Genomic DNA, 12,004 nt, shown 5'->3' on the forward strand with positions numbered 1-12,004 from the left:
TTCTCTGTTACCTTGAGGACCACTTTTTCTGCCATTCGGGCTTAGAGAACGACTCTCTGTTACCTCGGCGACCACTTTTTCTGTCATTCGGGCTTAGACACAGTCTCTCTCACCGCTCCTCCCTAACAAGCTCTATCCCACACTCCTCAGGTCAAATCAGCGCCACTCCCACCCCAACTTCAACATTCTTTTACAAAAATACAATAAAAATGTATATCTCCAGAATTGTTCGCATTTCTTAGAAGTAACAGATTTTCATTTAAAAGGGGGAGATTTACGATGGGGCGACATTCGAAGAAATTAATGGTGGTAGAGGCGGTAAAAGATTGGGTGATGGATGGAAGAGTGAAACCAGGTGAGCGATTTTATTCTGAATATGAGCTTGCGAAATTATTTGATGTGAGTAGGTATACGGTTCGCCTAGCGATGAGAGAGCTGGTTCATGAGGGGTGGCTTTATCGGGAGCCGGGTGTTGGCACTTTTTGTGGGGAGCCTTTTGCTAGTAAAATAGGTGATAGCAAAACAAATGGGAAAAATATAGGCGTGATGATGACTTATCTTTCCGATTATATTTTTCCATCGATTATTCGCGGAATGGAGACCTATTTAACGGATAGAGGTTATTCTTTAACATTAGTCTGTACGGAAAATAACCATGCGAAAGAACGGCTATGTCTCCGTAATCTCCTTGATTTGAACATGGATGGCCTAATTTTAGAACCTACTAAAAGCAATCAATTTAATCCTAATATGGACTGTTATCTTGAACTGGAGCAGCGTAATATTCCGTATTTAATGATTAATCAGTTCTATTCTCAGCTCTCTCCTTTTCATTTAAAAATGGATGATGTCAAAGGAGGATATATGGCAACAGATCATCTGATTCAACTTGGCCATGAACAAATTCTAGGAATCTTTAAGTCTGATGATTTACAAGGTGTTCATCGTATGCAAGGCTTTTTAGAGGCAATGCGACATGGAAAACGTTCCATTAGTCCAGAAAATCTCGTAACCTTTACTACGGAACAATTACATCATGATTTTGCAGAAAAACTTTTGAATACGCTTAAAAACAAAAATAAGTTGCCAACTGCCATTGTCTGTTACAACGATTTTATCGCAAAGTCTGTGCAAACAGTTTTAGAAAAATTACAATTGTCCATTCCACAGGATATCTCTCTCATCGGGTTTGATGATGTTAATCCAGCTGGTTCAACAGAGATAGCAATAACAACCATTAATCATCCGAAAAGCCGTATGGGGATTGATGCTGCTAGATGGATTATTGCAGCAGTAGAGGGAAAAGAATTTAATCTATCAAACGAACCTCCCATTATTTATGAACCAGAACTAGTGATACGGTCCTCAACTGACGTCGTAAAAAAGAACAGATCCATCGTGTCTTAATGCACGTGGATCTGTCATCCTATATCATTACTTTTCCTATTAATCCACTGATAATGCCTAATACAACAACGGAAAGACTGACAAATACGAGCACTTTCCTTGGGAAGGATTTAGCGACTATTAATAAGGAAGGCAAGCTAATGCTTGGCAATGTAATAAGCAAAGCGGCAGCTGGCCCTGCCCCAAGCCCCATCATCATAAGGGTTTGGATAATTGGGATTTCTGCTGCTGTTGGAATAACAAAGAGCATTCCAGCAATGGCAAAAATCAGAATAGCAATCAAACTATTAGACATGCTGTCACTTAATTGTGGGAAAATCCAAAAGCGTGCAGCTCCTAATATTAAAACAGATAGAACATACGCTGGAACAACATAAAGAATCATGCTTCCTAAAGAAGCAAGCCATCTTTTCATAAAGGAACGCTTATCCTCTTCGGCATCTTCTATTAATTTATCAACAGATACAGATGGTGTATCCTTTACAAAGCGATTAGCGAGATAGCTAATGCCAAAGGTTAAAATTAGTCCAATCACAAGTCGTAATAATGTAAACTTCCAAGAAAGGACGAATGTCATAAAAATTAAAGTTGCTGGATTGATAGTCGGGTTTCCAATCCAAAAAGCTAAGCTTGCGCCGACAGAAGCATTCTTTTTGCGAAGACCAACCGCAACTGGCGCGGCACAGCAAGTACACATCATTCCTGGAATGGAAGCAAGTCCTGCAGCTGCTGTACTGCCAAAGCTAGTTTTTCCTAATACTTTTAACAGCCATCCTGACGGTAACAGCACTTGAACAAGCGATCCGAGCAGAATACCTAAAACTGCTGCTTTCCATACAGATTGGAAGTAGGCAACCGTATAACTTACTGCTGCACTCCATGAAAAAGAGTTAGAAATCTGATCTTGGAGAATCGAATCTCCAATAGAATGTGTTTGAAAAGAAAGGATCGCTTTATGATAATAAGGCCACCATTTCACATAAGTAAGACCAATTACTGTAACTACTATAAATAGAAAAGCGAACCAAAACGTTCTTTTTTGGCTTGATTGCTCCTCTGTTAACGTACTCATCTCTCTCACCTTCGTTATCATTAAATTAAGTGCGATTAAATTATATCATATATTTATTTTTAGACACTCGAAAAAGATTTACCCTCCTTTTTTTCCCATCCAATCTACATAGCATGCATTGAGCTTCCCATTGCTTTATAATAGATAATGAAACTTATAAAAAAAATATTTATTTTACTAGAAAGAAGGTTGGTGTCATATGACACAGTCTTATTCCGTTAAACTTACATCTTTATCTTCAAAAGGAGGCTGCGGCTGTAAAATTGGGCCTGCTGATTTATCTGAAGTAATTCGTACACTGCCACCAGCAGAAAAAAATCCAAATCTTCTTGTTGGCTTAGATACAAGCGATGATGCTGGCGTATACAAACTTACAGATGATTTAGCGATTGTCCAAACAGTTGATTTCTTCACACCGATTGTAGATGATCCCTATTCATTTGGACAAATTGCTGCGGCAAATGCCTTAAGTGATATTTATGCAATGGGCGGCAAACCACTAACTGCCTTAAATATTGTTGCTTTCCCGATTTCTGTATTGGAAAAAGAAATTTTGGCTGATATTATGCGCGGAGCCGGCGATAAAGTGAAAGAAGCTGGTGCTACACTTGTCGGCGGTCATTCGATTGATGATAAAGAGCCTAAATTTGGCCTTGCTGTCACTGGTACGATTCATCCAGATAAAGTACGTACAAATGCCGGTGCTAAGCCGACTGATAAATTAATTTTAACTAAACCAATTGGTGTCGGCATTTTAACTACATCGATTAAAAGAGGCCTTTTGACAACAGAAGAAATTGAACGTGTTACGACAGTTATGGCTACACTGAATAAGAAGGCGGCAGAAGTGATGGAAGCTTATGAGGTGCATGCTTGTACAGATGTCACTGGATTTGGACTTCTTGGACATGCTTCTGAAATGGCGAAAGGAAGCAATACCACTATTAAAATCGCATCCAAGCAAGTTCCTGTCCTTCCGCGCGTAAAAGAATTAGCACAAGAAGGCGTTATTCCTGGTGGAACGAAAAATAACTTTGCACATTTAGAAGGCGATGTAACGTTCTCCTCTGAATTGGATGAAATCGATCAATTGATTTTATGCGATGCCGTTACTTCTGGTGGATTGTTGATTTCCGTTAAAGGCGACCAAGCAGATGCATTGCTGCAAGAATTAGTTGGCACTGGTGTAGAAGCTGCCATCATTGGCGACGTCACAGAAGAGAGCCCTGGTCATATTTTTGTTGGGTGAGAGAAAGGCGGAGCTACCTTGTTTCAAGATATAACGATTGAACGATTATTTGAATTACGGGAGAAAAAAGAATTTTCTTTAGTAGATGTTCGCTCTCCTTCTGAATTTAACGAGCATACGATTCCTGGCAGTATCAATATCCCTCTTTTTACAGATGAGGAAAGAGCAGAGGTTGGGACTCTTTATAAGCAGGTAAGTGTGGAAGCGGCAAAAGCTCGCGGTTTGGAAATTGTGTCTGCAAAACTGCCTGCTTTCATTCAGTCATTCCAAGAATTATCAAGGGATGTAGTGGTCTTTTGCTGGCGGGGCGGCATGCGCAGTAAAACAGCAGCAACCGTTATTGATTTAGTGGGCGTTCATAGCTACCGCTTGCAAGGCGGTTTCCGAACGTATCGCAGGTGGGTTATCCAACAATTAGATGCAATGGAAATGGCTCAGGAAGCAATTGTCTTAAACGGCTATACCGGTTCCAATAAAACGGTTATTTTACAGCATTTAAAGCAAGAAGGACTTCCTGTATTGGACTTGGAAGGAATGGCCAATCATCGCGGCTCCATCTTTGGACAAATTGGACTCAAGCCCCATAATCAGAAGACTTTCGACTCCTTACTTGTCGGCGAAATCGAAAGGCTTCCTGCTTCTCCTTATTTTTTAATGGAAGGTGAAAGCAAACGGATTGGCAAAGTACTGCTGCCTGACTTTCTTTTGAAAAAAAAGGAGGCTGGCCTTCAGCTATTTATTCATATGCCAATCGAGGAGCGAGTTCAGCATATATTGGCTGACTATTCTCCAGCCAATCATCATGATGAATGTGTAGAAGCATTCCAATTAATCAAGCGGCGCATCCACACACCCGCGGCTGCTAAAATTGAAGAAGCTCTACAGACTAGAAACTATGCTAAAGCTGTTGAATTGCTGTTAACCTACTATTATGATCCGCTCTATGAAAGAACGGCTTTACAATATAAAGATGAGCAAACTATCGATTTATATGTGCAAAACACAGAGGATGCGATCATCAAAGTGAAGGAACTGTGGCAAAAGAAGAGTCGGACTTCAGCGAAGAGCGAAGTGAACTAATTTAGAAACTTTACTTTGGAACTGGCTTTATTACTTGTTATTTTGAACAAGTGATAAAGCTTTTTTTGGGTTTTGAGGGTGTGCGTGTAGACTGGAGAATGAGGAAGGGATTTTGCAGTTGTGATTAAATGCAGAGTCGGTTCGGGTACCGTTTTGTGGTTTTACTTCTAATTTTGGAGTCGGTTCGGGTAGAAATTTGGAATTATGGCTGGAAACATTAAGACATAAGCAAAACCGAAGGAAGAGATATTGGGATATCAGCCAAAATTGAGGGTTTATCAGCCAAACTTCAGCACTTTTCAGCCAAACTTAGGATTTTTCAGCCAAAACACTGCTCTTTTCAGCCAAATTTAGGATTTTTCAGCCAAAACACTGCTCTTTTCAGCCAAACTTGAGGTTTATCAGCCAAACCACTGCTCTTTTCAGCCAAACTTGGGATTTTTCAGCCAAAACACTACTCTTTTCAGCCAAACTTGAGGTTTATCAGCCAAACTACTGCTCTTATCAGCCAACCACCAGCAACTAACTAATTACTCCCACACTCACACCACAAATTTCAAAAAAAACACCTCTCAAATGCAGATATCCCTGCACTCAAAAGGCGTTTCTTTCTTATAATACTTTGATTTTATCTAAATCAGCTTTATCAAGCACTTGCTTCATATATTCAAGAATTTCTTCTCTCATTTCATCACGTTGTAGCGCGAATTCTAATGTTGTTTTTACGAATCCTAATGTTTCGCCAACATCATAACGATCTCCTTTGAAATCATATGCAAATACGCGTTGAATTTGGTTTAGTTGTTGGATAGCATCTGTTAATTGGATTTCTCCGCCTGCACCTGTTTGTTGTTTTTCTAAGTACATGAAGATTTCTGGTGTTAACACATAGCGACCCATGATTGCTAAGTTAGATGGAGCTGTTCCAGGAGCTGGTTTTTCAATGAAATTATTAACCTGGTATCTTCTTCCTTCGCTATCGCTTGGATCTACAATTCCGTAACGATGTGTTTCATTGTCCGGTACGGATTGAACACCAATAACAGAAGCATGTGTTTCTTCATATTGTTCAATTAGTTGTTTTAGGCAAGGTGTATCGCTTTGTACGATATCGTCACCAAGTAAAACAGCAAATGGCTCATCTCCAATAAAGCTTTTCGCACACCAAACAGCATGTCCTAATCCTTTTGGCTCTTTTTGTCTAATATAATGAATATCTGCTAGATTAGAGGAATATTGAACTTTTTCAAGCAATTCAAATTTCTCTTTATCACGAAGATTTTGTTCTAATTCGTGGGCGTAATCGAAGTGATCTTCAATCGCTCTTTTCCCTTTACCAGTAACGATTATAATATCTTCAATCCCAGAAGCAATTGCTTCTTCTACAATATATTGAATAGTAGGCTTATCGACAATTGGTAACATTTCTTTCGGCATTGCTTTCGTTGCTGGCAAAAATCTAGTTCCGAGTCCAGCGGCTGGAATGATCGCTTTCCTTACTTTTTTCAAGTTATTTCCTCCTTTAGGCAATTCGCTTTATGATTATACCATTTTTTTGCTTAAAAGGAACTCCCATCCGAATTTCTTTTTTTGTAAATTATTAGTAAATTCAATAGAATCGTTCTATATTAAGTTGAAAAATAGAAATAATTTAGCAAATATGTTCTTAATAACGTACATCTATCATATCATTATATAGTTTCCTTGAAAATAGTTTTATTATGTATTTTTATTTAATTTATCATTTTTTACAATATTTTGTCAAATATACTCCCGTTAATAAAGATTGAATGTTCGGAAAACTTTATTCAAGCATATAAAAAAAGAGCTGTAATTACAACCCTTTTTTTACAACATTATTCAGCAAAAACTTCTTCTTCTGTAACCCATTTGTGATTGGTTATCATCTCGCCGCCTGTTGTTGGTTGGTAGTCTACCATGTACACGGTTGTGTTCTCAGCGGATTCAATAGTTGCTTTTGCGCCTTTCATGCCTTCCATATGATCTGCTTCTAGGGTAACCTCTGTTCCCTTTTCAAGCATTTCACTTCCCGCATCCTTTATTTCATCCTGGATGACCCATTTATGATTCTTGACCGGTTCTCCGCCTGTCGTCGGAGTATAGGTCACTTGATAGGCGATAGTATCGAAAGCATTTAATACGGTCGCTTCCGCTCCGTCCATCCCTTCCATATGATTGGCCTTTAAGATTACTTGACTACCTTCCTTATATTTCGGATCCGCTGCAGGCTCTAAACCTTCAGGGATTTCTGGAGAGCCAGTTTCTTGGTGTTCATGCTGCTCGGTTTGACTTGATTCTTTGTCACTATTTTCTTCAGCTGATGAACAGCCATAAAATAATAGCACTAAGGTAAAAATAGAAGCGATATAAACATGTCTACTTTTCATTCTATTACCTCCTCTATTATGAATTCTTTCACTAAAGAGGAAATTTTAAACATTGGTCTATTTATTCGCTAAAGGTAATCGAATAGTAAAGGTTGTGCCAACACCATCTTCTGAAATGAAATCTATTTCGCCTTTATGCTCTGCAATAATGTTATAGCAAATTACTAACCCTAAACCTGTTCCTTTTTCTTTCGTCGTGTAAAAAGGTTCTCCCAGTTTATTCTTTATGTCATCAGGAATTCCCTTACCATTGTCGTTGATGGTGACAACAATCCACTTCCCATCAAGTTTTGCTTCCATATTGATGATGCCACCGTTTTCCATCGCTTCAATCGCATTTTTAACCAAATTGATAAAAACTTGTTTCATCTGATCAACATTACATAAAGCATGTAAATCATTATCATATGTATCTAAATTAATTACGACATTATCAAGATTTGCTTGTGATTGCATCAACGTATAAACATCTAGAAGAATTTTTCCGATGTTTATTTCTTTAATTTCTGACTTTGCTGGTTTTCCTAGAAACATTAACTCGCTCGCAATTGTTTCAATCCGATTGATTTCAATATCAAGGATTGGATAAATGTCTTTTAATTTCATTGCTCCTTGGTATGCGAGCTTTAGAAATCCTTTAATAGCAGTAAGGGGATTTCTAATTTCATGTGCGATACTTGCTGCTAATTGACCAGCGATTCCTAGTTTTTCATTTTTAATCTGAAGCTGCTGATTTTCTTTTCTGACCCTTATATCTCGGGCAATTATAATAATTGTCGAGCTTAAATCTTCGAAGAGAAATGGATATGCTAGAATTTCTACCTCTACTACTTTTCCCTGAGAGGTAATAAGCTCCATCTCGTAAGGTGTTGCTATTTCTCCTCCCCAAATAAGCTCTTCCTTTTCTAAATACTTTTCTAAGAAATCTGGTTCCATAATCTCATATGCTGATTTTCCAACAAGGTCTTCTGTTTCTAATAATTTGGTAGCTGCTTTATTTGCATACATAATAATATTGTTGGAAGTAATGAAGACCGCGTCTAGCATGTCTTCTACTAGTCGGGAATAGTAGGTTTGTGCTAGCTGAAGATTGGCAATAGTTTCCTCATATTTGCCATTCCGTACGGGGGATGGAGGCTTGATTTCTTTTGTATACGCATTAGATAATGCGAATTCCGTATCTGTCATTACATATGGATGGGCGTTTTTTAAATGGATATAATTACTTGCAGATAATTCTGTCCCATCATAGGCACATACAGCATAATTTTGATAATCTCTTATGTATTCATCCACTTCATTCTCATATTGAAGCAAGTTATCTATGATTTTGTCTTGTTTAAAGAGACTTGGGGCTTTCCCCCAAAACCGCATCGTTATATCCTTATTAAAAAAATAATCGGGAATTGAGCCACTAATTGTTTCTATAATACTTGCTAATGGAAGATTTTCACTTCTAAAATAGACTTCCTCACTATCTATGAAATGAATCTGATTAATCTTTTCCTTTTCTAATCCGTTTTCTTCCAACTTTTTGATTATTAGTGGCCATATTTTCTTCTGATCTACTAAAACAACTTTTTGCTCCAAAAGCAGACCGGCTTTTATGAAGGACGCAGCATTTGTTATGTATGTGTCTTTGTTACTTGTTATGTACATGATGTGTGCGCCACTAGTCATATCGGAGAGATTTGTAAGAGCAATCTCTGGATGAAACCTTGTCTGAGGAGTATATACAGCCATTAAAAACCCCCAACTTTCTATATAAGTTTAATTTCCTTTTATTATAGCACGTAAATTTCCGACAATTTGACTCAATTTTATTTTTCCATAAAAATTAAAGGGACAGTTGCTGCACTGTTTTAATGCAGTTAACTATCCAATATAGTTAATATAATCGACACAAATCTTTTTCCTTTTGTCTATTTAATTCCCCCTTTTTTCCGAAGAACGACAAAAAAAGACTCCCTCTCAGGAATCTCCCTATATGCTAGAGCGTATATCTTTCTTTAATTAATTTCAAATGATGGCGTTCATGGCCTGCAATAATATAGGCAAGGGCATTCACTGTAAATTCTCCCTTATTAGCAAATCCCCTCTTTTCCCAGGCATCTTCTGAAAGACCTTTTATCAAGGCAACAGTAGACGAGCGAACAGCTTTAAATTCTTGGAGAAGGTCGTCTATTGTTCTGGAGGAAAAATTAGCTTTCTCCACATAGCTTTCATCATCATATCCAGCTAACGGCGTTTTATCTCCCCTAGCAATCCGTAATAAACGATAAGCCTGAATTCTTTCCGTGTCCATAAGATGACCAATCACTTCTATAAGGGACCACTTCCCCTCTGCATAGCGAAAATCCCTTCTCTCTTCATTCGCCTTCACATAAGCAATTGTTTCGTCTAGCTGAGAACCAATAATTTCGATTATGTCTCCTTCTGGAACTAGACCTACATAGCCTCTATAATGTTCTGGATAATCCGTAATTGCTGGTTTTGCCATCCTTATTATTCCTCCTTATCCTTCTACTGGGGATTCTGGACCCTTTAATTCTAGCTGATAAAAAGCCAAATCTAGCCATTTCTCAAATTTATAGCCTGCTTTTTTAATCGTGCCTGAATAAGTAAATCCTAGTTTCTCATGGATGAGAATACTTCCTTTATTCGTACTATCGATTCCCGCAATTAATGTCGCATAGCTCTCTTCTTCAGCACGTTCGATTAGGGCTTTTAATAGCTTTGTGCCAATCCCTTTTTTCCTTGCCTCTTTATGGACATATACAGAATGCTCAATCGAATACTTGTAAGCTGGCCAAGCCCGAAATGGACCATATGTAGCAAACCCAAGCACTTTGCCATCTTCCTCAAAAACAAAAAGGGGATACCCTCCCTCTGTTTTCTGGTTAAACCATCCTTTTCTGTCTGCTAAGGAATGTGCACGATAATCATAAACAGCCGTTGTATGTAAAATGGCATCATTATAAATCTCTAGTACCTCTCCTAAATCTGTTTCCTTCATCTCTCGGATCATCGTCATATCCCCTTTTTTTACTATTGGAAAAATTCTCTCTAATATACTAATCTTATTAAGTAAGATACCAAGTAGGGACGAAAAATGAAAGTATTTTCTATTAATTGCGGATATGAAATAAAGATGTCCTATTCAGACATCTCCATCCTATTTCTTATTATTGTAGCCTCTTTCACCAAATGGCTGTAATTTCTCCAACCACTTTTCCTCCAACTTTGCTAGCTCTTCTTTTTCATTATAATAAGGATCGTCTTTCGGCTTTAGCACTTCTACAATCTCAAATGAAAATGCGTCCTTCCCGTATTCCTTCCACTCTTCCACTAATTTCTTGTTGGCATATCCGCCATTTTCCAGTGAAAATTTCACTCCATTAATTGTTTTAAAATTTCTCGTGCTAACGACACAAATTTTCCCGTTCTTACTATTTGTTATCGTATAAATACCAGCTTCAATCGGAATTTCTCTATACTGTTGTTTTAGCTCTTTTTTGCGGTCCATGTTATGTCTATCACCTTTCTATTATTTTTTTGTGTTCTCGTAAAGGTTGTTGCTGTTCCCCACAGCTTGAATAATTAATTTTCTATTGAAAAAACAAGATTCTTTTAGAAAAAGCCTATTTTTTTAACCAATAAAGGCTTCCATCTGCTTTGCGATCAAGAAATCCGTATTCAATTAAATATCTTCTTATCAGAACATAATCATCATAAATAGTCTTTAAAAGCTGATTTAATTCCTTTTCGGAATAGCTCTCTTGCTCTTCTAAATACTTGGATATTTCACGGAGAACAATTAATTTTTGCTTTTGCTTGATTGGAAATTTACTCAAAACCCCATCCTTGAAATATTTAGCTGTTATGCTTTCCTGTTCTTCTTCCGTAATATTGTATCTATCGTCTACCATTGTGGCTGTTTTATGAACAGGAACAAAGCTAGGCGCATGATTATCCTTTTCCTTCATTAACTCCATAATCGCCAGAAAATTTCTCGCTTGCCTTTCCTTTTCCTTAAGAGCAAAGCGATGATGCCGAATGGTTGAAGCACTGCCAATTGCCAGCGCTTTTTTCACTTCTTCATCACTTTTCCCATGATAAAATAGCTCCAGCAATTTAGTCTGATGCTCCGTTAATCCTGTCATCTTTTTATCTAAGCTAAGTAAATAATGAAAAACAGATTGATGAGCATCTTTTATGTGGCGCTGCATGAACTTTTCCGCTTCATATAATGTTCCATCTTGTGGATAGATAATACCTTTCTCTATCTGCTCCCCACATAAAAGACAAAGATAGGAATCCTGTTCATCGATATAGCCCTTTTTTAATTCATCAATCGTTGCATTTTGAAAATAAGATGAAATCTCCATAAAACAAACACCTCGTTTATATGTTTGTTATTTTACAAACAAATATTATTTATGTCAGTTAAATAATAAACTTTTTTTGGTTAACCGTCAATGTTTAGGGAGATTTTGTTTGTTTTGATGGTAGTAAGCTGGGAGGAATCTGTGCGGGATGAACGCTACTTTTTCGTTTGATTCTCTGCTTTTTGGCGTTCATCTAAGCGATGAACACCACTTTTCTCCTGTTTCCTCTGCTTTTTGGCTTTCATCCACTTGATGAACGCCACCTTTCTACTGCCTCCTCTGCTTTTTGGCTTTCATCCACTCGATGAACACCACTTTTCTCCTGCTTTCTCAACTTTTTGGCGTTCATCCACTTAATGAACGCCACCTTTCTACTGCCTCCTCTGCTTTTTGGCTTTCA

Annotated in this window: 12 protein-coding genes; 3 read left to right on the plus strand and 9 right to left on the minus strand. The window is 37.8% G+C overall.

What is annotated here, in order from left to right; translation table 11 throughout:
- Positions 1-279 precede the first annotated feature (279 nt).
- Entirely contained in the window at positions 280-1,407 is a 1,128-nt protein-coding gene (locus ADJ83_RS15540; protein WP_048718258.1) for a GntR family transcriptional regulator, read from the plus strand.
- Between the two features lie 19 nt (positions 1,408-1,426).
- Here the strand turns inward: ADJ83_RS15540 and ADJ83_RS15545 are convergent, their stop codons facing one another.
- A complete protein-coding gene (locus tag ADJ83_RS15545; protein WP_048718260.1) occupies positions 1,427-2,479 on the minus strand; it encodes a permease in 1,053 nt (350 codons plus the stop codon).
- Positions 2,480-2,678: 199 nt separating this feature from the next.
- Here ADJ83_RS15545 and selD point away from each other — a divergent pair, with 199 nt between their 5' ends.
- Both selD and mnmH read left to right on the plus strand, forming a co-directional pair.
- Positions 2,679-3,728 (plus strand): selenide, water dikinase SelD, encoded by a 1,050-nt coding sequence (gene selD / locus ADJ83_RS15550; protein ID WP_031539508.1) that lies wholly within the window; start codon positions 2,679-2,681, stop codon positions 3,726-3,728.
- Between the two features lie 18 nt (positions 3,729-3,746).
- Positions 3,747-4,808: a tRNA 2-selenouridine(34) synthase MnmH gene (gene mnmH, locus ADJ83_RS15555; protein ID WP_048718262.1), complete on the plus strand. Its 1,062-nt coding sequence runs from the start codon at positions 3,747-3,749 to the stop codon at positions 4,806-4,808.
- 612 nt (positions 4,809-5,420) lie between these two features.
- Here the strand turns inward: mnmH and galU are convergent.
- The 8 genes from galU to ADJ83_RS26570 all read right to left on the minus strand — a co-directional run bounded on the left by galU (position 5,421) and on the right by ADJ83_RS26570 (position 11,971).
- On the minus strand, positions 5,421-6,317 hold the full coding sequence (gene galU / locus ADJ83_RS15560) for a UTP--glucose-1-phosphate uridylyltransferase GalU (RefSeq protein ID WP_031539504.1): 897 nt from the start codon (positions 6,315-6,317) through the stop codon (positions 5,421-5,423).
- Positions 6,318-6,664: 347 nt separating this feature from the next.
- Entirely contained in the window at positions 6,665-7,216 is a 552-nt protein-coding gene (locus ADJ83_RS15565; protein ID WP_031539503.1) for a YdhK family protein, read from the minus strand.
- A 57-nt stretch (positions 7,217-7,273) separates the two neighbouring features.
- Positions 7,274-8,959 carry an ATP-binding protein gene (locus ADJ83_RS15570; RefSeq protein ID WP_031539501.1) on the minus strand — a complete coding sequence of 562 codons (1,686 nt, stop codon included), beginning with the start codon at positions 8,957-8,959 and terminating at the stop codon, positions 7,274-7,276.
- A gap of 247 nt (positions 8,960-9,206) precedes the next feature.
- Positions 9,207-9,716, minus strand: a complete 510-nt coding sequence (locus tag ADJ83_RS15575; RefSeq protein WP_031539498.1) for a DinB family protein — start codon at positions 9,714-9,716, stop codon at positions 9,207-9,209.
- A 15-nt stretch (positions 9,717-9,731) separates the two neighbouring features.
- The gene (locus ADJ83_RS15580) at positions 9,732-10,244 is read right to left on the minus strand and encodes a GNAT family N-acetyltransferase (protein WP_031539496.1); all 513 of its coding nucleotides are present in this window, start codon (positions 10,242-10,244) and stop codon (positions 9,732-9,734) included.
- Between the two features lie 147 nt (positions 10,245-10,391).
- Positions 10,392-10,742, minus strand: a complete 351-nt coding sequence (locus tag ADJ83_RS15585; protein ID WP_016203358.1) for a GIY-YIG nuclease family protein — start codon at positions 10,740-10,742, stop codon at positions 10,392-10,394.
- A gap of 115 nt (positions 10,743-10,857) precedes the next feature.
- Positions 10,858-11,604, minus strand: coding sequence for a DUF2087 domain-containing protein (locus ADJ83_RS15590; RefSeq protein ID WP_031539494.1), 747 nt, complete (start codon positions 11,602-11,604; stop codon positions 10,858-10,860).
- 241 nt (positions 11,605-11,845) lie between these two features.
- Entirely contained in the window at positions 11,846-11,971 is a 126-nt protein-coding gene (locus tag ADJ83_RS26570) for a hypothetical protein (RefSeq protein ID WP_275044150.1), read from the minus strand.
- Positions 11,972-12,004 lie beyond the last annotated feature (33 nt).

Source organism: Bacillus sp. 522_BSPC (genome assembly GCF_001076885.1).
GTDB classification, from domain to species: Bacteria; Bacillota; Bacilli; order Bacillales; family Cytobacillaceae; genus Niallia; species Niallia hominis.

What these genes read in the sequence shown, in the direction of transcription:
- ADJ83_RS15580 (WP_031539496.1), bottom strand. Translation starts at nt 10,244, where the DNA reads ATGATCCGAGAGATGAAGGAAACAGATTTAGGAGAGGTACTAGAGATT.
- ADJ83_RS15545 (WP_048718260.1), bottom strand. Translation starts at nt 2,479, where the DNA reads ATGAGTACGTTAACAGAGGAGCAATCAAGCCAAAAAAGAACGTTTTGG.
- ADJ83_RS15540 (WP_048718258.1), top strand. Translation starts at nt 280, where the DNA reads ATGGGGCGACATTCGAAGAAATTAATGGTGGTAGAGGCGGTAAAAGAT.
- ADJ83_RS15590 (WP_031539494.1), bottom strand. Translation starts at nt 11,604, where the DNA reads ATGGAGATTTCATCTTATTTTCAAAATGCAACGATTGATGAATTAAAA.
- ADJ83_RS15585 (WP_016203358.1), bottom strand. Translation starts at nt 10,742, where the DNA reads ATGGACCGCAAAAAAGAGCTAAAACAACAGTATAGAGAAATTCCGATT.
- selD (WP_031539508.1), top strand. Translation starts at nt 2,679, where the DNA reads ATGACACAGTCTTATTCCGTTAAACTTACATCTTTATCTTCAAAAGGA.
- ADJ83_RS15575 (WP_031539498.1), bottom strand. Translation starts at nt 9,716, where the DNA reads ATGGCAAAACCAGCAATTACGGATTATCCAGAACATTATAGAGGCTAT.
- ADJ83_RS15565 (WP_031539503.1), bottom strand. Translation starts at nt 7,216, where the DNA reads ATGAAAAGTAGACATGTTTATATCGCTTCTATTTTTACCTTAGTGCTA.
- ADJ83_RS15570 (WP_031539501.1), bottom strand. Translation starts at nt 8,959, where the DNA reads ATGGCTGTATATACTCCTCAGACAAGGTTTCATCCAGAGATTGCTCTT.